General features: G+C 55.4%; 22 protein-coding genes. 10 read left to right on the top strand and 12 right to left on the bottom strand.

Annotated elements, in window-relative coordinates; all coding sequences use genetic code 11:
• Positions 1-20 precede the first annotated feature (20 nt).
• Positions 21-1,376 carry a YidR family protein gene (locus RE6C_RS16320; RefSeq protein WP_039962305.1) on the bottom strand — a complete coding sequence of 452 codons (1,356 nt, stop codon included), beginning with the start codon at positions 1,374-1,376 and terminating at the stop codon, positions 21-23.
• 203 nt (positions 1,377-1,579) lie between these two features.
• On the opposite strand from RE6C_RS16320, the gene RE6C_RS16315 reads away from it, so the two are divergent.
• Entirely contained in the window at positions 1,580-2,275 is a 696-nt protein-coding gene (locus RE6C_RS16315) for a GntR family transcriptional regulator (protein WP_037249616.1), read from the top strand.
• Here RE6C_RS16315 and RE6C_RS16310 read toward each other — a convergent pair.
• The 4 genes from RE6C_RS16310 to RE6C_RS16295 all read right to left on the bottom strand — a co-directional run bounded on the left by RE6C_RS16310 (position 2,242) and on the right by RE6C_RS16295 (position 7,348).
• Complete coding sequence (locus RE6C_RS16310; protein WP_236618268.1) at positions 2,242-3,858, bottom strand: sodium:solute symporter family protein; 1,617 nt, start codon at positions 3,856-3,858, stop codon at positions 2,242-2,244. The two genes, RE6C_RS16315 and RE6C_RS16310, sit on opposite strands and share 34 nt — an antisense overlap.
• Positions 3,859-3,866: 8 nt before the next feature.
• Positions 3,867-4,790: a dihydrodipicolinate synthase family protein gene (locus RE6C_RS16305; RefSeq protein WP_008658237.1), complete on the bottom strand. Its 924-nt coding sequence runs from the start codon at positions 4,788-4,790 to the stop codon at positions 3,867-3,869.
• A 184-nt stretch (positions 4,791-4,974) separates the two neighbouring features.
• Positions 4,975-6,363 (bottom strand): Gfo/Idh/MocA family protein, encoded by a 1,389-nt coding sequence (locus RE6C_RS16300; protein WP_052034984.1) that lies wholly within the window; start codon positions 6,361-6,363, stop codon positions 4,975-4,977.
• Between the two features lie 130 nt (positions 6,364-6,493).
• On the bottom strand, positions 6,494-7,348 hold the full coding sequence (locus RE6C_RS16295) for a hypothetical protein (protein WP_236618267.1): 855 nt from the start codon (positions 7,346-7,348) through the stop codon (positions 6,494-6,496).
• A gap of 196 nt (positions 7,349-7,544) precedes the next feature.
• On the opposite strand from RE6C_RS16295, the gene RE6C_RS16290 reads away from it, so the two are divergent.
• Entirely contained in the window at positions 7,545-8,039 is a 495-nt protein-coding gene (locus RE6C_RS16290; RefSeq protein WP_039962302.1) for a 6-pyruvoyl trahydropterin synthase family protein, read from the top strand.
• A 23-nt stretch (positions 8,040-8,062) separates the two neighbouring features.
• Here RE6C_RS16290 and RE6C_RS16285 read toward each other — a convergent pair whose 3' ends face one another.
• The 3 genes from RE6C_RS16285 to RE6C_RS32495 all read right to left on the bottom strand — a co-directional run bounded on the left by RE6C_RS16285 (position 8,063) and on the right by RE6C_RS32495 (position 10,924).
• Entirely contained in the window at positions 8,063-9,298 is a 1,236-nt protein-coding gene (locus RE6C_RS16285) for a DUF502 domain-containing protein (RefSeq protein ID WP_008658232.1), read from the bottom strand.
• A complete protein-coding gene (locus RE6C_RS16280) occupies positions 9,295-10,203 on the bottom strand; it encodes a ComF family protein (RefSeq protein ID WP_008658231.1) in 909 nt (302 codons plus the stop codon). Before RE6C_RS16280 ends, RE6C_RS16285 begins: the two co-directional genes overlap by 4 nt.
• 583 nt (positions 10,204-10,786) lie before the next feature.
• Positions 10,787-10,924 carry a hypothetical protein gene (locus RE6C_RS32495; protein ID WP_173401797.1) on the bottom strand — a complete coding sequence of 46 codons (138 nt, stop codon included), beginning with the start codon at positions 10,922-10,924 and terminating at the stop codon, positions 10,787-10,789.
• An 89-nt stretch (positions 10,925-11,013) separates the two neighbouring features.
• Between RE6C_RS32495 and RE6C_RS16270 the strand changes: the two genes are divergently transcribed.
• Together RE6C_RS16270 and RE6C_RS16265 are read left to right on the top strand one after the other, a co-directional pair.
• The gene (locus RE6C_RS16270) at positions 11,014-11,769 is read left to right on the top strand and encodes an RNA polymerase sigma factor (protein ID WP_008658229.1); all 756 of its coding nucleotides are present in this window, start codon (positions 11,014-11,016) and stop codon (positions 11,767-11,769) included.
• A gap of 407 nt (positions 11,770-12,176) precedes the next feature.
• The gene (locus RE6C_RS16265) at positions 12,177-12,977 is read left to right on the top strand and encodes a response regulator (protein WP_039962301.1); all 801 of its coding nucleotides are present in this window, start codon (positions 12,177-12,179) and stop codon (positions 12,975-12,977) included.
• A 218-nt stretch (positions 12,978-13,195) separates the two neighbouring features.
• On the opposite strand, the gene RE6C_RS16260 is transcribed toward RE6C_RS16265, so the two are convergent.
• The gene (locus RE6C_RS16260) at positions 13,196-14,185 is read right to left on the bottom strand and encodes an alpha/beta hydrolase (RefSeq protein ID WP_008658225.1); all 990 of its coding nucleotides are present in this window, start codon (positions 14,183-14,185) and stop codon (positions 13,196-13,198) included.
• Between the two features lie 121 nt (positions 14,186-14,306).
• Here RE6C_RS16260 and RE6C_RS16255 point away from each other — a divergent pair, with 121 nt between their 5' ends.
• The gene (locus RE6C_RS16255) at positions 14,307-14,756 is read left to right on the top strand and encodes a nucleoside deaminase (RefSeq protein ID WP_008658223.1); all 450 of its coding nucleotides are present in this window, start codon (positions 14,307-14,309) and stop codon (positions 14,754-14,756) included.
• On the opposite strand, the gene RE6C_RS16250 is transcribed toward RE6C_RS16255, so the two are convergent.
• Entirely contained in the window at positions 14,747-15,865 is a 1,119-nt protein-coding gene (locus RE6C_RS16250; RefSeq protein ID WP_008658221.1) for a hypothetical protein, read from the bottom strand. The two genes, RE6C_RS16255 and RE6C_RS16250, sit on opposite strands and share 10 nt — an antisense overlap.
• A gap of 519 nt (positions 15,866-16,384) precedes the next feature.
• Complete coding sequence (locus tag RE6C_RS16245) at positions 16,385-18,091, bottom strand: ABC1 kinase family protein (protein ID WP_039962291.1); 1,707 nt, start codon at positions 18,089-18,091, stop codon at positions 16,385-16,387.
• Between RE6C_RS16245 and RE6C_RS16240 the strand changes: the two genes are divergently transcribed.
• The 4 genes from RE6C_RS16240 (at position 18,090) to RE6C_RS16225 (ending at position 23,714) form a co-directional block, all read left to right on the top strand.
• A complete protein-coding gene (locus RE6C_RS16240) occupies positions 18,090-19,757 on the top strand; it encodes an ABC transporter permease (protein ID WP_039962289.1) in 1,668 nt (555 codons plus the stop codon). The genes RE6C_RS16245 and RE6C_RS16240 overlap by 2 nt on opposite strands.
• 39 nt (positions 19,758-19,796) lie before the next feature.
• The gene (locus tag RE6C_RS16235; RefSeq protein ID WP_008658214.1) at positions 19,797-20,756 is read left to right on the top strand and encodes a ZIP family metal transporter; all 960 of its coding nucleotides are present in this window, start codon (positions 19,797-19,799) and stop codon (positions 20,754-20,756) included.
• Between the two features lie 23 nt (positions 20,757-20,779).
• Positions 20,780-21,775, top strand: coding sequence for a cation diffusion facilitator family transporter (locus RE6C_RS16230; protein ID WP_008658212.1), 996 nt, complete (start codon positions 20,780-20,782; stop codon positions 21,773-21,775).
• A 76-nt stretch (positions 21,776-21,851) separates the two neighbouring features.
• Positions 21,852-23,714 (top strand): alkaline phosphatase D family protein, encoded by a 1,863-nt coding sequence (locus RE6C_RS16225; RefSeq protein ID WP_008658209.1) that lies wholly within the window; start codon positions 21,852-21,854, stop codon positions 23,712-23,714.
• A gap of 4 nt (positions 23,715-23,718) precedes the next feature.
• Here RE6C_RS16225 and RE6C_RS16220 read toward each other — a convergent pair whose 3' ends face one another.
• Positions 23,719-24,738, bottom strand: a complete 1,020-nt coding sequence (locus RE6C_RS16220; RefSeq protein WP_052034983.1) for an alkaline phosphatase family protein — start codon at positions 24,736-24,738, stop codon at positions 23,719-23,721.
• A gap of 34 nt (positions 24,739-24,772) precedes the next feature.
• Between RE6C_RS16220 and RE6C_RS16215 the strand changes: the two genes are divergently transcribed.
• Positions 24,773-25,057, top strand: a complete 285-nt coding sequence (locus RE6C_RS16215; protein ID WP_008658205.1) for an acylphosphatase — start codon at positions 24,773-24,775, stop codon at positions 25,055-25,057.
• The last annotated feature ends 66 nt before the right edge of the window (positions 25,058-25,123 follow it).

Here is a 25,123-nt window from a genome sequence, read left to right as displayed (position 1 = left end):
AACACTTGTCTTTGATGCTGTCACTTGGACCGCTTCGATTCCGTCACAAAAATTTGATTGAATGTTCTCTCGTTATCTTTCACCGCTCCACCAAATGCGATTTCTTTTCCATCCGGCGAATAGACCACGGCGAACGGAAGGCAGACGAATCGATCATTCTGTTCTGCCACGATCTCAACGCGTCCGTCGCTCAAACTGACTTCGCAAACGGATTTTCCAATCACACAAGCAACCAAATCGCCGCTTGGATGAATGGAAAACGCAGAACCAACTGATTCGCTTCCACAGGAAACTTGCCTCGGCAATCCACCGTTCGGTGAGATCGACCAAATCTGAATCACGCCGTTGTCGTCTCGCATCAGGAAGACGATTTCGCTGCCGTCAGGTTTGCTTCGCGGCCAGTGACGAACATCCGTTGCCAAACCCGGATACGCTCGATCCGTGGTTCGGGTCAATCGTCGTTGAACCGTTCCCGCGGGCGGCGCAGGCCGAGAAATCGCGGTCCCTTGCAATGGCTCCGATCCAGCGACCATGCAGTTCTCGGGCAACTCCACCACAAACAATTCTGGCACGCTTTTGGTTTGCTTTCGCGAAGAATTTGGACGTGTTGCATCGCTGCTTGATGAGTCGGCGACCACCACATCTCCAATGAATGCGAGTGCCCTGCCCTGCCGTTTTCCAACTGGCTGATCGCGGCGATCCCATCCAATCCAAGCGTCTTCGTAGGCTTTGCAAATCTGGTCGGTACCGATTTCTGGATCGTCAAGGGTTTGAGTCACCACAACGCTGAAGCACTCCCCATCATGGTTCCGGCGATGGGTTTTTGGCACGGTGACTCTGCGACCCGGGATCGAAACGCCCACGTTACGCTGGTTGGATTGCCCGCCAGTCGGATTCATCGCCAACACGTGATCTTCGTAGGTAAAGCTGACCCACTCGCCTTTGTCATCGAACACGTGCACGTGGCTTCCGCCGCGAAGGGCACCCGCAGTGAATGGACCCAAAACATCCCGAGCGTCCAAATGCTGAACCTCGGTGCCTTGGCCCGGACGCATCCAAACGCCGTGTCGATGATAGGCGCAGTAACTCCAATCCGCCGTCGGTTGTTCCGGTCCATGTATGAACGCGATTTTGTTTTCGACGGGACTGGATGTCACAACACCGACACAAGCGTCTCGTTGAGCTTGGTACACCACTTCGACTTCACCAGACCGAGTGTGCACGCGTTCGATTCGACTTCCGTCAAAGACCGAACCATTTGCGTCACTACGGATGTCGTAATAAATCCAATTCCCGTCCCAAGACCACACGCTCGTGTTTGTGAGATGGTGTTGCTGCCTTCGATGGGTCAGTTGACGCGTCATGCCGCCACCCACGGTTGAAAGCAACTGGATGGCAAGTCCATGAAATCATCCTGCGACACCCTGAGTGCATAGACTTCACCGCAATGTGTTTGGCCTTCCGCATCTATAGACGCATAGGACCGATGTTGCGTCACTGGTAGAATGAGTGCCCCGATTGTGTTCCAGCGCATCGGCCCCGGATCCATCTCGTCCCTCCCCACCCCAACTTCACGACAATGACTCCAGGGCGTCACCAAGTCGAAACGCATGCTAGCCGTGCCTATCATCACCTGCGTCAAAAACTGATCTCGGGCGAATTCAAGCCCGGCACCAGGTTGCTGTATGGTCCGATCGGGAAAGAAATCGGCGTGTCCGCCACTCCCGTTCGCGAAGCTGCAGGTCAGTTGGCGACCGAAGGCATGGTTGAGCTGGTTCCGCAAATCGGCGCAGTCGTTCGCTCGATCAACGAACCTGAAGTGCAGGAACTTTACGAGGTCCGCAACCTGATTGAACCCTTCGCATCGGCACGTGCTTCCGAACGTTCGACATCGGAAGACATCCAACTGATTGCGAAAGAATACAACTTGATGCGGGAATTGGTGGAACGTCAGAAGCAAACCAATTCGCCGGAAGAAAGCCAAGAGATCGCCTACCAATTCAATCAGGCGGACCACAACTTCCACCTGCGTATCGTTGAAGCGACCGGCAACCACACGCTCGTCCGGACATCCACCCAGTCCAACATCCTGACTCGGGTGTTTGGTATCTGGATGCATCGCCAAGGCGCCGACGTGATGGAGAACACTTGCAACGAACACGAAAAGATCTTCACGGCCATTCAGAACGGGAATGCTGAAGCGGCGCATGAAGCAGCGTCGAACCACATCCTGAAGGGCCTTCAACTTTCGCTCCAATCTTTTCGCGAAGTTTGATCGCCAGACAGACCAGTGACGGCAAAGATTGATCCGATTGCGATCATCAAGCACGGCCCAACGACGATCGTCATCAGTTTGTCCATTGGGTTGGCATACTTCTCCCATCCTTCGGGCCAAACGCTGGTCTGAGAAATGGTCATCCAAGCGATTACCAAGCCACCAATCGCGAATGCGGTGATGGCGGGCCAACCGTGCAAACGAGGCACGGTGATCCCTAGCAAGAACAAGCCGACGATTCCGGCACCCAAGACACCGGACAAAGTCCACCAGACATCCAGCGTGCTGTCGGTCAAGCGAACGAGGGCCAATGCCATCGCCGTCCCCATCGCTCCCCAAGCAATCGTTGACATCCTCAACACACCCACGTGCTGGGCATCCGTCGAGTCCTGACGAAACAGACGTTTATAAAAGTCGCTCATCACCAACGTCGCGGATGAGTTCAGCGAAGTGGACACGGTGCTCATCGCAGCAGCAAACACGGCAGCGATCAGCAAACCTCGAACACCTTGCGGAAGGTTTGCCGCGATGAAGTGTGGAAACACCCGATCGCCCAAATCTTCTTCCTTCAGGTCCGACGAAGTTGCCGACAAACGGGCTGAATAATCAGCATCGTCTTTGCTCACACCGTCCTGCATCAACTTTTGCTCGGCTACGATCGTTCGCACCTCTGTGAGGTCCTGCGGATGTCCCTCGTAGTACGCATACAGCGACGATCCAATGAACAGGAACAACGCGCTGACGGGGACATACAACAAAGCCCCCAACCAAACACTCTTGGCCGCTTCTTTGTCCGAGCTTGATGCGATGTAGCGTTGGACATAGCTCTGATCGACGCCGAAGTTGCGAAGGTTGTCAAACAAACCAAACGCTAACACGACCCAAATCGTTGGCTCTGACAAAACAAAGAACGAACTGTCTCCCAGCGAAAACTTTCCGTTCTCGTTTGCCACCGCCAACACTTCTGCTGGACCACCGGGCATCCCCATCAACAAAATTGCCAGCGCCAACAAAGCCCCCGCCAGCAACACAATTGCTTGGATTGCATCGGCCCAAATCACTGCGACGATCCCACCGACAAACGAGTACACCGTGACCACGACTCCGGTGCACAGGATGACCAATCGAATGTCCCATCCGAACAGCACCGCCATCGGCAGAGCCATCAAGTACATCACCACGCCGATGCGAGCGATCTGATACAGCAAATAGAATCCACTGGCAAACAAACGAGCCCAGAGTCCAAAGCGGCGTTCCAACAACGAGTACGCGGACACTTCGCCGCTGCTTCGGTAAAGCGGCAGAAACCATTTAACGGCAATCGCGGCGGCAACCGGAATTGCCAGCGAAAACATGAACGCATTCCAATTGTCGACAAACGCTTTGCCCGGCAGCGCTAGATAGCTGATGCTGCTGAGATAGGTCGCGAAGATTGACAATCCACACAACCAACCCGGAAGCGAGCGACCACCAGCGGTGAAATCATCCGCGGAACGGTTGCGTGCCCAGAAGTAAAACCCCATCGCCATGATCGCGATGAAATACCCGACCAGGACGGCATAGTCCAAGCCGGTAAATGCCATCGCCGCAATCATAGAATGTCCAGATCACGAAGAATCGCGGCCACTTTCTCCCGCTCAGGTTCAAAGAACCGGTGAAAAGGATCCGCCGGAAGATCGCTGCAAATCCCTAGCAACGACGCGGCGCACTTGGTCGCCTTGATGTGACGCGACGCATACTTGCCCACATCGTAGATGTCTTGGAAACGCCGGATCTTGGTGATGGCCGCTTCCGTTTTCGCGGAGTCGTTTGACGTCAGTCCTTCGTAACAATCGACAAAGCATCGCGTCATCACATTTGCGCCGCCGGCCACACCGCCGTCGCCACCCAACCGATGAGCTTCCGGCAACATGGCTTCGGGACCGATCAAAATTGACCAATCCTCACGCACCTCATTTCGTAGGTCACACAAACGGCGGAAGTATTCCAAGTCGCCGCTGCTGTCTTTGACACCCACGATCGATTGGATCTCAGAAAGCGTCTTCAAGGTTTCGATCTCAAACCAAACCTTGGTCAATCCGGGCATGTTGTACAGCATCAACGGCAACGGAATTTCCGGTGCAATGTTCTGCACGTAGGCGGTCAGCTCCGTTTGACCAGCCGGAAAGTAATAGGGCGTCGTCAGGACCGCGGCGTCCGCTCCCGCGTCCGCGGCGTGATGGGCGATCGACACGGATTCAACAAATGCTGTGTCCGTGACTCCGACCAGCACAGGCACACGTTTCGCGACCAAGCGAGTCGTGGCGGTGATCAACTCGCGTCGCAATCGGTAACTCAGACTGGGTGCCTCGCCGGTCGTTCCAAGAATAAAGATTCCCGAAACGCCACCGTCGATGACATGCTCGATCAGCCGTTCCAAACCCTCCTGGTCAAGCTCGTCACGAGCACGCAAAGGAGTGATCAATGGAGGCACGATGCCTTGCAAGCGATTGCCTGCAGTGAACAGACGGGACATATCGCGAGCGTCGGCTATGGGGGAGGAAGATTTCATCTTGTGGGGACAGACGAAAATAGGTGGGAGGTGGGGAGGGGCGAGGCACAAGGCTCAAACGGTGATCGGTCGTCCAGTATCGAACGACCGCTCACCATTCACTTTTCAACGAATCGAAAAAATCCGATCCGCGAAGGGGGTCAATAGCCTAAACGTTCGCGGCAGCGGCCGCATCCACCGACCATCCCTCACGATAAGTTTTGCTCAACAGCGAGGTGGCTTGCTCGTCCCCGGTGCAAACCATTTCGGACGCGTTGAACTTCAATTCCCGACCGCATTGATGAGCGACCGTCCCCAGCAAAACCGTTTCGGTCAACGGCCCGGAATAATCGAATTGGCAAAGCGGTGTGCCCTGCCCGCGAATCGCTTGCATCCATTCCATGTGATGCCCGACTGAGTCGGCAATGCGAGGTGCGGCCGGTTTGAAGTCCGCGAATTTGTCTTTGGGTAGCAGCGTGTAATTGCCATACGTTGCGATCATCATTCCCTTGTCGCCCACAAACAGAACCCCACTGCCAGGCACCGAGATGCCTTCGAGTTCCTTTGGTGATCGATCGCCGTCATACCAAGTCAGATCTAACTCGTCGTGTTTGTCGGTTGCGTCGAAGTGATATCGAACCTTCAATCCGGTTGGGCAATAATCATCCGATGGTGGCGGTCCATCCGCAACGATGCTGGACGGCAAGTGCAAACCCAACGCCCAGAACGGCAAGTCAACATAGTGACATCCCATGTCGCCGAGCGTGCCAGCACCATACGCACGATAACGACGCCAGGATGCAGGATGCAAACCTGGCGTGTATGCGATCTTAGGTGCGGGGCCAAGCCAGAGATCCCAATCCACATTGGACGGTGCTTCACCCTGCGGCTCGGGCAATTCTGTCGCGCCCCAACCTTTCCCAACCCACACATGAACTCGGGTGACGTTGCCAATCACACCATCCTGAATCATCTCCACGACGCGGCGATAGTTTGCACCAGCGTGAATCTGCGTTCCCATCTGAGTCACGACGCCAGCTTCCTTGGCTGCCATACGAATGGCTCGCGCTTCGGCAACGGTGTGAGTCAAAGGCTTCTCACAATACACGTGCAATCCTTTTTCGATTGCACGGATCGTGGCCGGCGCGTGATGGTGATCCGGCGTGCTGATCACAACACCATCCAAATCGTTTTCCTCTCGCAGCATCTCGCGATAATCGCGATACAACTTTGCTTTTGGGAAACGCTTGCTGGCATCCTTCAAGTAGTTTTCATCGACGTCACAAAGTGCGGTCAGGTTTTGTGATTGCACTCCAGCCACATTGGATGCACCGCGGTTGGCGATCCCGATGACCGCCAAGTTCAACGGTCGATTGGGGTCAATGGTTTCGGCGGCTTTGGCTGAAGAAGCGATCCCGTGCGAAGAGGCGGCCAGTCCCAGCGTGACCCCCGTCCACTGCATCCACCGACGGCGATCAACAGATGATCCCAGCGGCGGTTGAGCAGAACTGGAAGCTTGGGCGGAAGCGGACGAGACAACAGAGCGGGCAGGTTTCATCGGTGGTCCTCGTTGAACAATTGCATTGAGATCGGCCGAACCAAACACCTTCGCCGCCGTGCATGCTCCGAACCGAACGAGCCGACATTGTAATGTGTAAATTGAGCACCTGTGGCTAGCAAAAAGTCCCTTACCCCGCTGGTGGTGACGAAGGCGTAGGCGACGACATTAAAACGCCTCGCTGGACCAAGACGGGCTCTTTGTCGTCCCAATCGACTTGGCAAGGTTCGCTGGTGGCCACTTCCGATTCACAAATCCCCAACGCCAACCGCATGATCCGTCGATGCTGACGCTGATCATCCACAAATGGAATGCTGCGATCCAAAGCGGCCGGCAAAGCGATCTGTTCATCCTGGTGATAGCAAGCGATTCGGTGCAGCGTCACAACTCGCAACCAGTGCCAAGGGCGTTCCACACGAACGTGTTTGCGACACCAGCTCCAATCCGCGAATCGAAGCAACTCGTCTTCCTGAAACAGAAAACATCGGATGCATTCCTTGCGAACCACGTTTCGGTCTTCGCAAGTCATGCAGAACAACCAAACTTTTCGCGGCATGGACGAGGTTGCTAGCCAACCGGTCAGGATGCTCGCGGCATCGTTGAGAATCTCAAACCCAACTCGACCTTCCGTTGGAACGATCGGTGCATTCAACGTGGTCGCGCGAGCCAATTGCCTCAAGGTTTCGCGAGCGGATGGGTTGTCGTAGGCATCATCGATCGTGCGTCGAGGAGCGACATTGCGAAACAGCAACAGCACCGTTCCGTCCGGTCCTTGATCACCGTCAACAGGCAACAAATAGTGAGCTTGAAACAGAAGCTCGTCCGAGTCACCGCGACGCAGCCTGTCCAAGTATCTCAATCGCTTGCGGAACAAAACCCACCAACTGATCGCAATACCAAGCAACACGCCGGCGGCTTTGCCAACCAATTCCGGAAAGACACGTTGCCACTCCATCTCGGAGAGCCATTCGAACAAAGCTTCCATCCAAACCATCCACGCGAAAACATCGACCAGCGGCAAACCGGAACCAACAGCTTGCCGGCATAAGTTAGCACAGCCCCAACCCGGCATTGGCTTTGGAACGTTGGGGAACGAGGTGTCGGGTGCCCTCGATTGGACGCTCGTCTATCATTGCGACATCGAATCATTGGTCCGCTCCCACTCTCAATGTCGCCAATTCATGTCAGGCACTTTTCGCGTCGACGTCTCCAAAGAACAATTCATTTTTTCGGCCGCGCACTTCATCACTTTCGCGGGCGACATTTGCGAGCGTATCCACGGGCACAACTACGGTGTCCGCGTCAGCGTCGAGGGACCGCTGGATGAAAATCGCTACGTGGTCGACTTCATCGCTCTTCGAGATGCCGTGCTAAAGCAAACGCAAGCACTCGATCATCACGTGATCCTGCCGCGAGACCACAAAGAGATTTTGATCACGCAAGACGAAACCGAAACGACCGCACGTTTTCGCGAACGTCGCTGGGTATTCCCAAACGAAGACTGCATCATCATGCCGGTCATCAACACCACGGCCGAAGAAATTGCTCGCGTGATTGCAGAAAACGTTCGCGAGCAAACCAAAGAACAGTTTGGCAACGCGTTGTCTTCCATCGAAGTGGCGGTCGACGAAAACGCGGGCCAATGGGGCGTCTGCAAATTGCCTTGGAACGAGTGACCGCTTCTTAGGCACACCGCTTCTCAGGCACTCGGTGAAGTGGCACCGTCTCGGGAGACCGAGTCACCGATCGCTGGTACGACGATCTGCTTGGGTGCCTTGGCACCGGGCAAGTCATATCGCTGGGTGGTGGGAACGACCACGCCGCAACTGACAATGAACTGCAAGGCTTCATCGATTGTCAAATTCAAATCGATCGCTTCGCTGCGTCGCACGCTGACGGTGAACCCGGTCATTGGCATGGGGCTGGTCGGCATCAACACGCTCAACATCGGTTCGCCAGCAGCTTCTGAAATCTCACGCATGCCGTTGCCGGTCACAAACCCGAGCGACCAAATGCCATCGCGTGGATATTGAATCGCGACAACGCGGTTGAATTCGATTTGTCGATCATCAAACGCGAAGTCCGTGATTTGCTTGACGCTACCGTAGACCTTGTTGACGATCGGGATCCGCAGAATCGTGGCATCAAACGTCGTCACAAACCAACGACCGATACCGCCGGTGAATAGCCGTCCAAGGAAATACAGCAGCACAAAGAACACGATCAAAAAGACCGGAACGACTACCGATCGCGGCATGTACTGAAGCTGGACAAACCGGTCCCAATAAGCCGTCGCACTATTCGGCGGAACCGAATACGGACCGAAAGCATCGATCTCGGAATCGACTCGCTGAACCACATACCCAGGCAGATAGCGTCGACCGGTCGGATCGGGAACGTACGACAAACCTTTGTAGGTGAACCCACGCTGATTCGGTTTGCTCAGTGATCCTTCGGGTGCGTCGTTGATGATCGCACCTTCGGGCGGACGATCGTACGTTTCGCTGACCGCCGGAATCAGAACAAAGCGGCGGATTCCAGTTTCAACCGGCAACAAGACGTAGTTTTCGATCGCATTCCAAGCCCAAATCAAAACCACGATCGTCAACAGTGGCGGCAGAACGACACCCAACCCACGAACAATCGCGCGGCGAGCCCCACCTTTGTGAGACGCGGATGCATCAGCTTGGACTTCGAGAGGAGTGTCGGTCGATTCAGTCATCGTGCGGGAAAACCGGATGAGAATATCAGTGGAACGATCGCTCGCCAAAAGGACTTCGCTCCGAATGGAAGAGAAGCCATCGTGAAATGGGACGTTGTTTCCGCCGCCACGTCCAACCACGCGACAGACTTTAACACGGAATGCCGATTCACGAACCCGCAAACTCCGCCCAACCGTCCCATTCCAAAGGGATGCATACGGGTTTGGCGTCATTTTTGTGCGTCACGAATCGCCCGAGCAACAACCAGCAGATCGACTCGGGCCGCACCAGCATCCAGCAACACCCGAGAGATTTCATCGGCGGTCGCTCCGGTTGTCATCACATCATCGACCAAAAGAATATGCCCGCCCGACAAGCGTTTTCTCCATCGTCGACGAACCCGAAAGGCTCCGCGCACATTTTCGCGGCGAGCAACATCGTCCAACAATGCCTGTTTTTGCACCGAACGCGTGGTTTCTAACAGAGATCCAAACGAGAAATTCATCTCGCGAGCGAATCGGCTGGCCAGCGATCCCGTTCCCACACCGCCTCGACGAAATTGCCGCCAAAACGGGCTCGGCACATGAGTGACCAAGGGAGACGACTCCGGTTCATCGGAAATCGTCCTCGACCGAATCCCCGCCCTCTCTCGGTAGCGATCCGCCAATCGAACGGCCAATTCGCGAGCAATCGCGGTATTGCGTGGGTATTTCGCCGCGATGATCGCGTGCCGGACGACTTCGTGATAACGATAGACCGCAGTGGCGGTCTCAAATGAAAAAGGCGTCTGACGACGAACGCATTCCTGGCAAGGCAAATCATCCGATTGGTCATCGCCACCATCGATTTGAGCTGAATCCTCGCCGGCAGAACTTCGCCGGTGTCCCGTCGCGGGCCAAGCACATCGCTCGCAAGCGGCCTGCATCGACGGGGCGGACTGGACTAATGAGGTTTCGCACAGCCGGCAAAAGGATGCGAAGCGGCGTCGGGAAGCCAACGGAACGTTGGCTGAATCATCGCGTTCCGGTGCGATCCCTGTCAGCTCACCACAAAGCACGCAAACAGGCGGAAAAAGAAGCGGAGCCAGCAATTCGCTGGCGTTTTGCACACTTTCGGTCAAAAAGTCAGAGCTTTTCACAAAATAACTTTGTGTTCCCGCGAACCTTCTGCTGAAATAATCCTCTAACCAGTCAGCGACATCACCACCCCGTACGGGCGGGGACGTTGCATGAAGCGGTCGGTCACGGGCATGATTCCCTTGGCCGGTTCGTGATTGTAACGAATTCGGTGTCCTTACTTTCCGTTTTTGAGCTCCATCACCGCACCGAGAAAATCGGCGCAGGGAGGATTCGATGCGTAACCTGATCTCGACTCAACGTGTTGTCCGCATTTCCCACATCGTGGATGTCATGCGTACCAATGCTGCCGAGACTCTGTGCGTCGTCATCCATACCTGCTCATTGCAGTGGGAGGGCCTCGGTTATCCGGGGTCCAGCGCCCCGGAGCCTCTGGCAGCCAGTTTTGCGGCAATAAAACCCTGGCGGTTTTCATTTGCCACAGACCAAACGTGTCACAGGTCCATGCGATAAGGCCCCAGCCTTTTCCTCGCATTGAACTGAAGCACGCCGCGAAAAGTCTCTGGCACGACTGACCCTTTGGTCACGCCGTCGACTTTTTGTTTGCCGCCCATCGCGTTTCGCGTCGGCAGCGCCCCGCTCGGATCAGAACTTCGCCTGCATCTTCGTCCATCGTTCCAATCGATGGCGGAAGTCTCTCAACCAGACTTCTGGCAAAAACGTTGTTGCATCGAGCGAAGCAATCTCATCCGTCCGCTGGGCTCGCTGATTGAGCTGATTCACCGATCGGGTTTTCCAACTGGTTTGAAACAATTCAGCAGGCAGTCGTTTGGCTGGCCTGAACAGGAAAGTAATCCCGGAACTCCGGGAGGATGGACACCATGAAGATCACCCCTGATTTCACGACCACCGTGCCGCCTAGCGACGGCAACGCAATCGTTCGCAACTCGACTTCCGCATCCGCTTCCGGTCAAACGGTTGCCCAATTGGTGATTGCCGCCCAAGGCGGAGACCAATTGGCATTCGGTGATTTGTTCGAACGCTATCGTCCTGTCATTGTCGCATTGGCAATCAGCCGAGTTCGCAACGTGCACGAAGCCGAAGAATTGACACAAGACGTTTTCATCCAAGCGATGCAAAAGCTGGATCAACTTCGCGTGCCAGAAGCGTTCGGCGGATGGTTACGTCAGATCGTTCACCGAATGGCAATCAACCGATTCAGCCGACAACGAACTGCCACCGCGTGCGACCCAGAAACCCTGGAAGCAACTTGCGTGGATGACATCACGCCTGACAACGTGGCTCAAGATCGCGAGCAAGCCGCGGCGGTTCGAAGTGGCATCGCACGATTGGGAAGCTTGGATCGTCAAACGCTCAACGCGTTTTACCTCGATGGACAATCGTTGATCGAGATGAGCGATGCGTTCGACGCGCCAGTCGGAACGATCAAGCGGCGTCTGCACACCGCACGACGCCGATTGGCAGAAACACTGCAGGACGAAATGGCGTTTGGGGATTCGGCGGACAACAGTGCCGACGAATCCCCCGCCGTCTTGCCGATGCCATCGGCTCGTGAACGGTCGGATGACTCCATCGGTGATTCCACCCTGATCGCGCAAGCGGTCTGAATGGGGCCCGTGTATTTATTCCCTTCAACGTGTTTGGTGATGAAGACCAGAAACTTCAACTGAGCGGCGATCCAAAGTCGTCGCTCTCTAGGACTGGCGAGCCCAGCCACTGGCACTGAACAAGTTTCCAGAAACTCCGGCATCAGCACGGCGTTTTGCAGTCCTATGGAGTCCCCCGCTCTACCAGAACATTTTTCAAATCTCCGTTGACTCTACAGGAGTAAATGAATCTACTCCCATGCAGAGGTAGCAGTGATTTCAGGATCGGAATCAAAAACTGTCAATGGAATGGGGCAACTCTTCTCGCGAATCTTCATGCAAGGTTGACGTAATCCGGCGGGATTCGTGAGGTTTTTGAGGGTCGACTTGTGCCGTCGATGCTCACGCAACGAAACGGAGTTCCAGACATGTTGTTACTATCACGTAAACCGGGCGAAGCCATCGTATTTCCAGGCTTGGGAATCACGGTCAATGTCACGCGGTCTTCTGCAAGAACCGCCACGATCGGAATCGACGCGCCGCCCGAGATTCGCATCCTTCGAAAAGAGCTATTCAACGGGGCAGTTGAAAAAGCTATCGATTTCCCAAGTTTTGAGCAGGCTTTTGGGAATGTGCAGCGTGAAGTCCACCAGCTTCGTAATCATTTGAACACGCTGAACTTGGGGCTCCAGCTCTACCGCCAGCAAATGAATGCGGGGCTGAAAGAGGCGGCAGATCGAACGTTCTCGAAGGTGATTCATCAACTCGATTGTATCGAGCAACACTTCGGAAAACGTTCTGAAGCCATCGACGCACAGATGGAAAACCCAAACCTTCAAAGCTCGGTCAAACTGCTGCTGGTCGAAGACGACCCCGACCAACGAGAATTGCTGGCTGGCATCCTCTCCATGCGTGGCTGCGTTGTCGATTGCGTTGCAAGTGGCAATGCCGCGATCAGCTATCTGGACACCAACGAATCACCTGACTACGTCCTGCTGGATATGCAAATGGCGGACGGTGACGGTGCTTCAACGATCCGACAATTGCGACAATGCGAAGCGTCAAAGAACATTCGCATTGTCGCGACCAGCGGAAAGCCTCCCTGCGACTATGGAATCGCGGAAGGTCCAAACGGGTTCGATCGCTGGTTTGCAAAGCCGCTCAATACAGACGGCCTGCTTCAGTACATCCAATCCGATGACAACAGCATCAAACCATTGGCCTGCTAGCCAGTTCGCAGATATTATTCATGCACATCATCACTCGCACTCAAGGTTTGTGTTCAAGAAGCTTGCATTCAAGAGTTGCTATTGAACCTCATGGAATGAACCTCATGGACGAGGGTGAAGTACGACAAACGTTTTACTTCGACACAAACCAATCGCGGGTCACTGAAGCAAGACGCTTCGGTGACCCGTCTTTCATTTTGCAAACGAAGCCACCGATATCATTCATCCTTGATCGCGGTATCAAGCAGTCCAAAATTCGCGGCGTGGAATCGCATCAGATCAACACATCGCTGCTCGTAAATTTTCAATCCCGAGTGAGGCACATCCGGAACAACAATGCTTTCAAATGGAATCTCCAGTGATTTCAAGAAAGCCATGTATTCCAAGTTGTCCTGATAGTTGAAACCTTTGGTCCCGACGTAAATCATCCAGTCAACCTCGGGTGTTTTCGCCTTGGAATAGGCTCGTGCCAAATCCCAAGCGTTGTCACCTTCTGCGAAGACAAGCGTCGCTGACTCGCGACCGCCCGACTCGCTGATCTTGCGTTCGGTTTCATAACCGCCTCCGCCCGCTGCAGCACTGCAAAACAAATCCGGGTAACGAAGCGACAGCCGCATTGTTCCACGACCGCCCTGTGAAAACCCTTCAATTCCGCGGTGCTCACGATCAGCGATCGTTCGATAGGTATCGTCGATGTGTGGGATCAGTTCTTTGATGAACACGTCCGCACCCTGCTTGGTTGGTTCGCCGGGGATGTTGTAGTGGCTGACCGGACCGCCGTTGACAAAAACGTAGATCATGCCCGGAACTTGCCCTGATTCCATTGCCGAATGCATCTGCGGAACCAAGGCGATGGACTTCGATTCGCTGCCCGGTCGCCCGCCATGCAAGTAATAGACAACGGGAAATCGTTTGTCCGGTTCACCATCGGTGTATCCCGGCGGCAATAAAATTGCGTAGCCAACTTCGTGCTTCAGCGATGGGCTTTGGAAGGTTCCGTGTTTGAGCGACGAGTGTTGCCGTTGTTTGGGAATGGGATTCACCCACGCGAACGGAGCTGGCTTTTTCTTTCTCGGTTTTCGCGTTGTGTTCTTCTTGTCAGCTTGGGACGGCGACTTGTCCACTGACTGCGTCTGAGGTGCCTCCGCGAATGAGGCGGTTCCCGCAAGCAACGAGAAACTGAGAACCAAACACACAATGTGACGCATGAGCAATGTCCAGGGCGGGGATATTCGGTGGGGAAGCACCACTATACTATTCCGAGTTGCGACCGTTGTTCCGACAACGCAACACTCCCCAAGTTCCCTTCCACGATCGAGCGTCCCAACGATGGATCCGTTCTTGCAAGCCGCTCTAGACGAAGCACGCCAGGGGCTGAACGAACACGGAATCCCGATCGGTTCCGTGCTGGTGATCGACGATGAAATCGTTTCCCGCGGTCACAACCGCCGCATTCAAAGTGGCAGTTCGATTCTGCACGCCGAAATGGATTGCTTGGAACGTGCTGGCCGACTGACCGCCAACGACTACTCCCGATCCACGCTGTATTCGACATTGTCTCCTTGCGACATGTGCAGCGGTGCCGCCCTGCTCTACAAAATCCCACGGATCATCGTCGGCGAAAACCAAACGTTTCGAGGACCGGAGTCCTACGTACGCAGTCGTGGAGTCGACCTACAGATCATCAATGATCCAAATTGCATCGAGCTGATGCGGACCTTCATTCGAGACAACCCGACGCTTTGGAATGAAGACATCGGTCTACCAACTCAATCCTGACTTTCCTCCGCGACATCTCGCTCAACCACGGAACCGACGCCACACTTTTCACAGGCAGGCAAGAGCGAGTGACGGACTCCACCGCACTTCTCGCAAGCGTGAAAGAGCGTCGTTTCGCAGCACGGACAGGTGTACGGTTGATCGAATGTGGCCACATCGCCATCGACCGTGACGGGAGTTCGTTTCTTCAAACTTCGCCGCGTCCACACCGCGAATTTCAGTGGGCCACGTTGGATCGGGTAGTCGCATATTGGGCAGAAGAAATGTGCGTATGCTTCTCGGTATTGGCGAAGCAACCAATCGCGACTGGGTTTGGCAATCAGCCTCAGCAACCGCACCAAGACTCCCGTCGCAATCGCCAACGACAGCAAAATCAGGATGTACTTGAAGTAGATCGCGGGAAAGTGATCGTGCATCACGAGCAGAACCCGAGCGGCCACCGCACCGCTGATTGCATACACCAGCATCGCATAGGTGCCGCCGGCGTGACGTACAAACAACCAACCGCAAACAAGCAACAACGGGATTAACAACGCGAGTTTGTACGCAGCCAGTTTCCATTGATGCTGTTCCGCAAGCTCATCGTACTCATCCGCAATCGGGCGACTGGCTCGCGTGATGGCTTCTTCGTTCTCTCGTTGCTGCTGCTCGATATCGTCCAGTTGGTCATTGAGATTGGATAGTTCAGCATTGAGTGTTTGCGTTTGGCTTTGATTCGCCAAAAACAATTGCAGACTATCCGTGAGTGCCGATTGTTGACCATCGCTCAAAGACGTTGCATTCTCATCCGCGTTGCGTTTGAGTTCCAGCAACTGATTGATCGTCTGCTGCGAATCGCGAGTCGTTTGCGTCGTCAGTTGCCGACGTCGTTCGGTCGACACAATCTGCTGTTTCAGATCCACCAACTCCGCGGCGAGCACTTGCCGTTCGTCCTGCAACTCTTGCGGCAATCCGTCCTCCAGCATCCGGCTGTAGTTCGGCCCTTGCACGCGATCGATGTCGCGAACGATGTAACCGAGCAACCAAAACGCGAGCAGCCCCACCGCGACGCTGAATCCAAAGACCATGAAGCGAAGCATGAACGATCCGCGATGTTTCTTCGTCTTCATCTGTTCGCCTCGAGTCGAATGTTGGTGGGTGGAATTTCTTAACCTAAGCAGGTAGTCAGGAGTCTTTGGGTAAGTAAGCCGTTTGGCGTTCGCCTAGGCTTTCAAAAAGTTGTTGTTGCAGCGGATTCAACTTTCGCAGGTTTTGTTTCACGACTTCGCCCCAACGGGGCAGCCCTATGCCAGCCCAGGGCAACGCCCTGGGTTATGCCAAGACCAAGATTGCAAAGCCCCAAAGGGGGCAGTCCTAGCGGGTTTCGGGGAACGAAACCCCAGGCGATGCCTGGGGCTATCTTAGAGCTGCCCCGTTGGGGCGTAGGACAGAACAAAAACGAATGCCGCATTTTCCGTGTCAAACCTCCAGTTTTAAATGTCCAGCAATAACCCCAGTTAAGCGTGGGAACCGTGGCGAACGCCAAACGGCTCACATACCCGATGACACCTGCGTACCTGCCTAAAGCCCACTGCTTCGAGATTCTTCGCGAAAAATCCACCAAGTCTGTTTTTGGCGAAGTGGTCTGCCTACTCGCTTCGCAAAATCGCGAGGCACAGAGCGACCATCACGCTGAAACTGGCGATCAATCCCACCAGTCCCAGGATACTGACTCGTTGGATCCCGAACATTGGCTGATCGGGGAACAGCACCGGTGAAACCTCGTAGGACAGCATTAGCGCCGACCCAAGGAAAACCGCACTGGTCATCAAGCCAACGACCAAACGGTTGACCACCGGCGCAAAACGCTTGGGTTCCAAACGCACCTGCAACTGCCCCAGTCGAGCTTGGTTCATCAACGACAGCAATTGCTCTGGCGCGTTCTCCATGAACGCTTCGCTCTCCAGATAGATCCGTCGGGCTTGCCGAAGTCGCCGTGCCGGAGTTAAACGGCGAATCATCACGCGGCGAAGATAGGAGCGAACGATATCAAGCGAATCGAACCCAACGCCAATTTCGCGAAGTGTTCCTTCCAATGAGATCAGCATTTTCAGCAGCAGTGCCGACTGATTGGGCAAACCGATCCCATGCCGGTGAAGAATTTCGCTGAGTTGATTCAATGCCCCGGACAAATCAAAACGGTCGAGCGTTTGCCGGCCATACGTGTCCACAAAATCAGCCACATCGATTTCCAATGCGGATTGATCCAAGTCGACTCGCGGGTTGCCCACGCGACGAATCAAACGCGTCAGCCTTCGACAGTCTCCCGCGTTGATGGCCGCCAACATCTCTTCAATCGACTCACGCATCGCTTCATCAATGCGTCCGGTCATCCCAAAATCGAGAATTGCCAAACGACCGTCTTTCAAGCAAAACAAGTTGCCGGGGTGCGGATCGGCATGAAAGAACCCATCCTCGAACACCATTCGCAGATACGTTCGAGCAAGCGTTCGGCCCAGTTCGGGAGGCAAGTCCGCACGAGTTATCTCGTTTGACTCGCCAGAGGACGTGCGATCATCACGCTCAAACACTTTTGCCAATGGCTCGCCAACCATCTCTTCCATCACCAAGACGCGTCGCGTGCACAGTTGGTCGAACACGGATGGAATGACGATTTCGGCTTTGTCCGCCTCCAAGATCTGAGCGAACTGCTTCAGGTTGCTGCGTTCGCGATTGAAATCCAACTCTCGAAGGATCATCGGCATCAGTTGCCGGACCATGTCCGATGGTCCCCAGATAGCAAGCGACTCGACGTGGTCGGCCCATTGGGCCAAGCCCTCGAGAACATCCAGATCCTCGCGCATCATTTTCTCGATGCCGCGACGCTGGACCTTCAACACCACTCGCTGGCCGTCCATCAACTCGGCACGGTGGACTTGTCCGATCGAGGCGGTCGCGAGCGGCACCGGTTCGATGTGTCGGAAGTGTTTGCGGAAGTTCGGACCGAGCTCTTCGGCCAACGTTGCTTCGACGACTTCCATGCTGTCGGGTGAAACTTCGTTGCGAAGCTGTTTCAACTCTTCCGCGATTTCGTTGCCGACCAAGTCAGGTCGGGCCGCGAGGACCTGACCAACTTTGATGAACGTTGGCCCCAACTCGGTGATCGCCATCCGAATGCGTTGCGATCGTGTGTATTGCGTCAGCGGAACGCCCGAACGATCCTTGATCCAGTTCTGCAGCGGCAAACGTCTTGTGCGACTGATCCAGTCCGCCAATCCGTACCGGCGCAGCACCCTCAGGATCTCGCGTCCTCGGCGCAGATTGCGGTACAACTGGGGGATCGATGTCAGCTTCATGAGATTCCGTGAAAGTGTTGGTCGCTCCATTGTGATCGCAGGCTTGGCAAATCGTCGAGCAGGACGAATTTTCGGCCTCGAAAACCTTCCCTTTATGCCCAATATTCCGCTCGCAGCGTTGGTTCCGCCCGGATTGCCGGCCCCCGATCCGACATTTGCCGATGATTGGGCGACCGCGATCACAACGACGATCGAATTGATGCTGGTGTCAGCCGGGATCGCGGTTTTGATCGGAGTGCCCACCGCGTTTTTTGTCAGCCAATTGCGACCGAATCATTGGCTGGTTCGAACCTGGACGTTTTTCGCGTTCGTGACTTTGGCGATGCCCCTGATCTTGTTGGCGGCAGCCTGGGAATCAACCGCTGGTAAATTCGGATGGTTGGTTACAACGATGACGGGAGGCAACCTGGGCTGGGTCGGCTGGATCCATGGGATGCATGGAGTCGCCTTGGTGTCATTGGCAACGGTCTGGGCGACGCGTCGAATTTCTTCCGTCGCGATTCAACAGGCCGCCTTGGACTTCTCACCCGGCCAAAGCTGGTGGCGTGTGCGATTGCCAATCGCATTGCCATGGATCATTGCGTCGGCGATCGGTGTGATGGTGCTTGCGTCGACCGAAATGAGCGTCGCGGATTTGCACAGCGTCCGAACCGTCGCCGATCAGTTCTACCTATTCTACTCGGTGGATCCGAACACGACGTCCGTGCTGGTGTCCACGCTGGTGCCGATGGTGGTCGGTGGCATTCCAACCTTCCTGTGGTTTTGGCTGCAGCGTCGTCGATGGAAAGTCGCGTCCAATTGGGATGCTGAGCCAGTCGATGTGTCATCAACAACGACAGATACAGCATCAGGCGGAGTTCGCTTGATCGCGATGGCAGTCGTGATCGCTTGCACGCTGTTGTTGATCCTGCCACTTGCCGGATTGATCATCCAAACCGGCCACGCGGTCGAAGTGGTAGACGGCCAACGACAGGCGACCTTCCGCTGGCAATCATCCGTCCGCGCAATCGCCGAAGCTCCCAAGCTCTTTCGCGAAGAGATTGCCTGGACCATTCAGCTCGCTCTTTTCTCTGTCATCCTATCAGTGCCAATCGCAATGAGCCTTGCTCGTCTGGCACGCTCATCCAAGCCGGTTGGATTAGTCGTCGATGTGTTGGGAACGATGCTGTTCCTCGTGCCCGGCCCGGTCATTGGAATGACTGTCGCGGCTTTTTTCCGACTTCCTTTCGCGGGGCTGGACCGGCTCGCGACGCACACGTTGGTGCCGACGCTGATTGCGGTTGGCGTGCGAAGCGTTCTGGTCGCCTACGGGATTCTTCGAAATGCCTACGACGGCATTGATGATGCCACTTGGCAATCCGGGCAAATGGATGGCTCGGTCGTTTGGCGATGGTGGCACCTGGAGATCCCTTTGCTGCGACGCGGATTGGGTGTTGCCGCATTGGCGGTGGCGATCGTCTCGGCGGGCGACGTGCCAGCCGCGATGCCGGTTTTGCCCCCCGGCGTGACGACAACGGGCACTCGATTGTTCGGATTGCTGCACAGCGGAGCCCGATACCAGGAGGCATCGCTGGCGATGGTTCACACGGGAATAGTAATCCTGCTGTGCGGAGCGATCCTGGCCATGCGACTCCACTTGCGTCGTTCAAGCAAAGGCGTAGATTGAAACGTTTCGCCGCGTCCGTACCCCGCTTCGGCAATTGCCTTGTTTGTCCCCGAATCCCTGCTCGCGGTGTACTGCGTCCTCATCATCACGGCTTCGGTCAGTGGTGGATGGCTGCCATCTTTGGTGCGGATGACCCACCTGCGAACTCAGCTTTTGATGAGCTTTGTCGCCGGGTTGATGCTGGGGATCGCGATGCTGCACTTGTTGCCACATTCACTGCACAAGATCAGTTCCGCGTCCCAGGCCGGCGGAGGCGTCTTGGTTGGCATCATCACGATGTTCATCCTGCTCCGCGCGTTCCACACCCACGTGCACGGCCACGGCGAATCGCACGATCATCATCACCACGGTCATGAGCACGGGCACGCCCACAATCATGATCACCCGAGTGACCACAATCATGACCACAGCCACTCGCATTCTCATTCGAATGCCAAACGCGTCAGCAGCAAACCGCTCGGTTGGCTCGGCATGTTGTTTGGTTTGGGGCTTCACACGCTGATGGACGGAGTCGCCTTGGCAGCCAGCATCGCGGCGGAGTCCCAACACTCGCCGTGGTTGGGCCTAGCAGGACTAGGCACCTTCCTCGCCGTCGCACTACACAAGCCACTGGACGCTTTCGCGATCACATCCGTGATGAGCAAAGGCGGGTGGACGTCGGCCCAACGCACGATGGTGAACTTGACCTTTTCAATGGCCTGCCCGATCGGCGCGATCGCGTTTTACTTTGGTGCCACCCAATTTGCCAACACGGAAGCTTTGCTCGGATGGGGCCTGGCACTCTCGGCCGGGTTCTTTATCTGCATCTCGCTATCGGACTTGCTTCCCGAAGTCGCGTTTCATGACCACGATCGATTGAAGTTGACCACCGCGCTCTTGCTCGGCGTTGCCCTGGCCGTTGGAATCGAAAGCTTGCCTGGCCACAACCATTCCATCGCTCCACTCGGGCAACCTGCCTCGATCGTCGATAGCAACAACGTGCCAAACGTGAATCCCTAGTCCACTTACCCAGGATCAATCTCATGGGAAGTTGCGATCACAACCATTCCGGCGAATCGGCTGAGAACCACGAAAACTGTGGAAGCTTGCACCATCACGGCCTGACTTCCGCTGGTCAGTTCGACTCGGTCAGCGATTCAAGATTGCTCTGGTCGGTGTTGCTGAATCAATTCCTGACAGTTGCCCAAGTGATCGCGGGAATCTTCTCGGGCAGCGTGGCCTTGCTGTCCGACGCGGCCCACAACTTCAGCGATGCCAACTCGCTGCTGATCGCCTACATCGCCCGGCGAATCGCTCGCAAAAAAGCGAACCAGAGATACACGTTTGGTTATCGAAGGGCCGAACTAATTGGAGCCACCATCAACCTCACACTGTTGGCCGTCGTCGGCTGTTACTTGGTTTACGAAGCCATCCATCGCTTCTTTGATCCACAACCGATCATTGGTTGGTTGATGGCGGTGACTGCCGCCATCGCATTGGTCGTCGACCTTGGCACCGCATTTTTGCTGTGGGCGATGAGCAAGGGTTCGCTGAACGTCCGAGCCGCCTTCATTCACAACTTGGTGGACGCCGCCGGCAGCGTTGCCGTTCTCATCGGAGCCGCGGCCGTGATTTATTTGGATTGGCTTTGGGTGGACTCGTTTCTAACGCTGTTGATCGCGACTTACATCCTCTACCAAGTCTGGCAGATGCTCCCCGAAGCGACTCGCATCTTGATGGAAGGAGCCCCCGCAAACTTCCATTTCGAGGAAATGATGACCGACCTCGGTGGAATCGATGGCGTATCGGGTGTCCACCATGTCCATCTTTGGGAACTGGACGAATCACATCGGGCGTTGGAAGCTCATGTCGTGATTCAGCCGACACGGTTTGAGGATTTGGAAACAATCAAACGTGAAATCAAGTCGTACCTCACCGGCGAACACAACATCCGTCACTCCACACTCGAGTTTGAATTCGCTGGGACGTCGGACTGTCACGATTCCGACGGCAACCTGATCCATGAGGGCTGTTCGTAGAAGCCACTGGCAGCGTGTTCGGCAGGTACACTGGGAAACCCCAATCCTCCCCCTGCCCATCATCACGCGTTGCCCCATGACACGATTCCCATCGACCGCATTTGCACTCGCACTTGTTGCTCTGGTCTCTTTTTCGTCCACCACATACGCACAACGTGATCCCAGTCGATTGACTCACGGCCCCATGCTTGGCAGGCCGTCATCAACCAGCGTCGCCGTATGGGCTCGCACATCGGACGCGGGCGAATTCACCGTGCACTACGGAACTCGACCACCCGGAAACCATGGGGGCGATTTGTCGGACCACGTCAGCGAACCGGGCCGAACACGCATTGAACACGACAACACGGGCGTGGTGATGCTCAGCGATCTCCAACCCGACACGCGGTACTACTATCGCGTCTATGTGAACGACCGTCCGCAAGGTGAACCGGGAACGTTCCGCACATTGCCCGATCAGGCAGGCTCCGAATCGGAACACAATCCTGATGGACTGTTCAACTTCCGATTTCAAATTGGTTCGTGTGCCAACCAAAACCCGCTGCATGGAATCGGCCACGACAGCCCCACCTACAAACACCTCAATCAAGATTGGGCGGACAAAGTCCATTTCCACATCATGAACGGAGACTGGCTGTACGAAGAACTTCGAGAGTATCCGGCTGAGGCGTGGAGACTGACACAAGGCATCGACCAACTTCCGCAAGTTGTTCAAACCATGCCAACCGTGACCGGCGTGTGGGAGAACTACAAACTGTATCTCACTCGAAACCATGCCCTGTCGACTTGGCACCGCAATGTGCCCTCGCTGTTTACCTTCGATGACCACGAATTGGTCAATGACATCTGGGGAGCCTCCGAAGCGGGCAAGCGTCACCGCCGAACCGTCTTCCGCGACATTGGAACTTACGCCTGGAACGATTACCTGGGCTGGGCCAACCCGTTCGAATCCAAGCAACGTTTGCATGTTGGGACTGCGAAGTTGACCGCCGGCAGCGACTTGTTGGTCGATCGCCAAACCAACTTTCGACAGTTACCGCTGAACGAAATGCTGAACCTGCACGTCCACTGGGGAACCGATACGGCAGGCGTCAACGACATGGTCTACGACACCGACGATGGTGAAGCCAATTCGTACGTCTATGACATCGTCGAAGTGGTGGATGAACACACCGTTCGGCTTCACATGCCCGCCAAAGCGGACGGCCAAGTCAGCTACTCCATCGGGCAACGCAGCTACGGAAAGTTCAGTGTTTCCAACTGCGACTTCTTTTTGCTCGACACTCGCGGCGACCGTGACATGCACGATGTTTCACAGCGCGACAAACCAGGTGTTTCGATGCTGGGCCAACATCAACGCGATTGGCTGCTGCGTGAAATGAAAGCCAGCGACGCGAAATTCACTTTTCTCATTTCTAGCGTTCCGATGATGATCCCACACAGCGGTGCGGGTGGCTTCGAAGCCGACGAAGCCAACAAAGAAGAAGCCTGGACCGGCTTTCTCGACGAACGAGAAATGCTAATCGATGCCTGGGATGAGATGGACAAACAAGTCTTTGTGATGACCGGCGACCTGCACAACAGCTTCGCAATTCGCGTGACTGACAATGTGTGGGAATTTTGTTGCGGGCCTCACAACAGCGTCAATCACGTACCGGAACTCGACGAAAGCGACCGCCCTGCGACGGGACGGTTTCAGTTTGGGCCGCGAGAGTGCGACATCCGATGGAGCAGTTATGTGCTGGCCGACCTGCCCCGCTTGGAACGGCTGTACCCGCATTTTTGTGTGGTGCAGGTCAACAACGTATTCAATATGCCGGTCAAACAAGGCGACAAACGCTTGGTCGCCTACCCGCATCCGCAGGTCGTGTTCCAGTACTACGACGGCTGGACTGGCGAACTGGCTTACGCCGAGTCCGTTTCCTTGCCGCGGGAATGATCCATCATTCGGATTTGGCTTCGGCAGTCGTGGGCGTTGTCTCTAACCAACCTTCCGCACTGCCGGCCAGTTGCCACTTCGGATTGATTGGGATCTGAAGATGAGTCAACGCGACGGTGACCAAATCCACCGTCGCTGGCGGTGCGGTTCCTTCGGCCCGTTCGATTCCGTCACTTTTCATCGCAGCATCCCCACTGACGATCATCGGCGCGGTGAAGACGTTCGGATTTTCACGGCCTCCGCCGTGGCCGGTTCCTTCGCCACCATGATCGGTGCTGATGAGAACCAGCCAATCTTCATCGGCATATGTCTTGCGTTGTTTGACCGCAGCGATCAACTCACCCACCATTCGATCAACGTTCTCAATCGCCGCGACGTATGGTGGCACGCTGGGATGAAACCCGTACGAGTGACCGGTTTCGTCGGTTGAGCCAAAGTAGATAAACGTCCAGTCCATGTCATCGTTTTGCAGGACTGGGATCGCCGACCAAGCCAACGACTGATCCGCCGCTTTCCAAACGGTTGAGGCTGTGGCATTCTTGCCAGGTGTGACAACAACATCGATATCGGCGTCCGTTGTCACGTGGGTGCTCAAGGGTGTCCAACACAGATACGACGCGGTTTTCAGGTTCGGTTTGACTTGCTTTGCCAGCGTGAATCCGTGCGGCGCGGCTTTTGCATCGCGGCCGTTGAACGAGTTGTCGAGCACGCCATGCCGATCCGCCCAAACCCCCGTTAGAAAAGTGGTCCAGCCCGGTCCACTGACTGTGTCACTATCCGTAACATCATCGGACGTCACTCGAGTTTCCAAACACAACGTGCCATTCGCGGAAAGCGAATCCATGTGAGGTGTTTTCGCGGCGACAAATGCGTCACGTCTCAAACCATCAATGCCAATCGTCAACACCTTGGGTTCGCCTGCGTATGCAGTCGACACAAACGTTGATGCCAAACAGACCCAAGCAACGCCAACCGAATTCAAACGAAACCAACTCATATACCGACCGTGTGGTGTGATCTGCATTGTCGAAATTGAAAGTGGCCGTCACCATAATCCAATGAATGCTGTCAAACAAACCAGGAAGGTCGTCCGTTATCGCGGTGACGTGCAGGGAGTGGGATTCCGAGCCAACGCGATCCACCAAGGCCGTGGCCTGAACGTAAAGGGCTTCGTGCGCAACGAGCCCGATGGAGACGTCCTTCTGGACGTGCAAGGGCCAACAAACGACCTCAACGAACTGCTTCGACGAATTGGCAGCTCAATGGAAAGAAAGATCAATGAAACGTTGATCGACGAAAGAGAGCCACTGCCGGACCGAGAAAAATTCTCGATCCGGTATTAGTGCGTCCGCCGCACAAGCTTTTGGGTTTGGCGACAACAACATAAGACGGACTCGGAAGTCCGCCAC

Source organism: Rhodopirellula europaea 6C (genome assembly GCF_000338295.1).
Taxonomy (GTDB): domain Bacteria; phylum Planctomycetota; class Planctomycetia; order Pirellulales; family Pirellulaceae; genus Rhodopirellula; species Rhodopirellula europaea.
This window is presented reverse-complemented; position numbering and strand designations above follow the sequence as displayed.

Excerpts from the sequence above, each read along its gene's own strand:
- RE6C_RS16265 (WP_039962301.1), top strand. The coding sequence starts at position 12,177 with ATGTTGTTACTATCACGTAAACCGGGCGAAGCCATCGTATTTCCAGGC.
- RE6C_RS16260 (WP_008658225.1), bottom strand. The coding sequence starts at position 14,185 with ATGCGTCACATTGTGTGTTTGGTTCTCAGTTTCTCGTTGCTTGCGGGA.
- RE6C_RS16315 (WP_037249616.1), top strand. The coding sequence starts at position 1,580 with ATGACTCCAGGGCGTCACCAAGTCGAAACGCATGCTAGCCGTGCCTAT.
- RE6C_RS16295 (WP_236618267.1), bottom strand. The coding sequence starts at position 7,348 with ATGGAAGCTTTGTTCGAATGGCTCTCCGAGATGGAGTGGCAACGTGTC.
- RE6C_RS16220 (WP_052034983.1), bottom strand. The coding sequence starts at position 24,738 with ATGCAGATCACACCACACGGTCGGTATATGAGTTGGTTTCGTTTGAAT.
- RE6C_RS16225 (WP_008658209.1), top strand. The coding sequence starts at position 21,852 with ATGACACGATTCCCATCGACCGCATTTGCACTCGCACTTGTTGCTCTG.
- RE6C_RS16255 (WP_008658223.1), top strand. The coding sequence starts at position 14,307 with ATGGATCCGTTCTTGCAAGCCGCTCTAGACGAAGCACGCCAGGGGCTG.
- RE6C_RS16285 (WP_008658232.1), bottom strand. The coding sequence starts at position 9,298 with ATGACGCCAAACCCGTATGCATCCCTTTGGAATGGGACGGTTGGGCGG.
- RE6C_RS16290 (WP_039962302.1), top strand. The coding sequence starts at position 7,545 with ATGTCAGGCACTTTTCGCGTCGACGTCTCCAAAGAACAATTCATTTTT.
- RE6C_RS16270 (WP_008658229.1), top strand. The coding sequence starts at position 11,014 with ATGGACACCATGAAGATCACCCCTGATTTCACGACCACCGTGCCGCCT.
- RE6C_RS16240 (WP_039962289.1), top strand. The coding sequence starts at position 18,090 with ATGAGATTCCGTGAAAGTGTTGGTCGCTCCATTGTGATCGCAGGCTTG.
- RE6C_RS16250 (WP_008658221.1), bottom strand. The coding sequence starts at position 15,865 with ATGAAGACGAAGAAACATCGCGGATCGTTCATGCTTCGCTTCATGGTC.
- RE6C_RS16245 (WP_039962291.1), bottom strand. The coding sequence starts at position 18,091 with ATGAAGCTGACATCGATCCCCCAGTTGTACCGCAATCTGCGCCGAGGA.
- RE6C_RS16310 (WP_236618268.1), bottom strand. The coding sequence starts at position 3,858 with ATGGCATTTACCGGCTTGGACTATGCCGTCCTGGTCGGGTATTTCATC.
- RE6C_RS16305 (WP_008658237.1), bottom strand. The coding sequence starts at position 4,790 with ATGTCCCGTCTGTTCACTGCAGGCAATCGCTTGCAAGGCATCGTGCCT.
- RE6C_RS16300 (WP_052034984.1), bottom strand. The coding sequence starts at position 6,363 with ATGAAACCTGCCCGCTCTGTTGTCTCGTCCGCTTCCGCCCAAGCTTCC.
- RE6C_RS16230 (WP_008658212.1), top strand. The coding sequence starts at position 20,780 with ATGGGAAGTTGCGATCACAACCATTCCGGCGAATCGGCTGAGAACCAC.
- RE6C_RS16215 (WP_008658205.1), top strand. The coding sequence starts at position 24,773 with ATGAATGCTGTCAAACAAACCAGGAAGGTCGTCCGTTATCGCGGTGAC.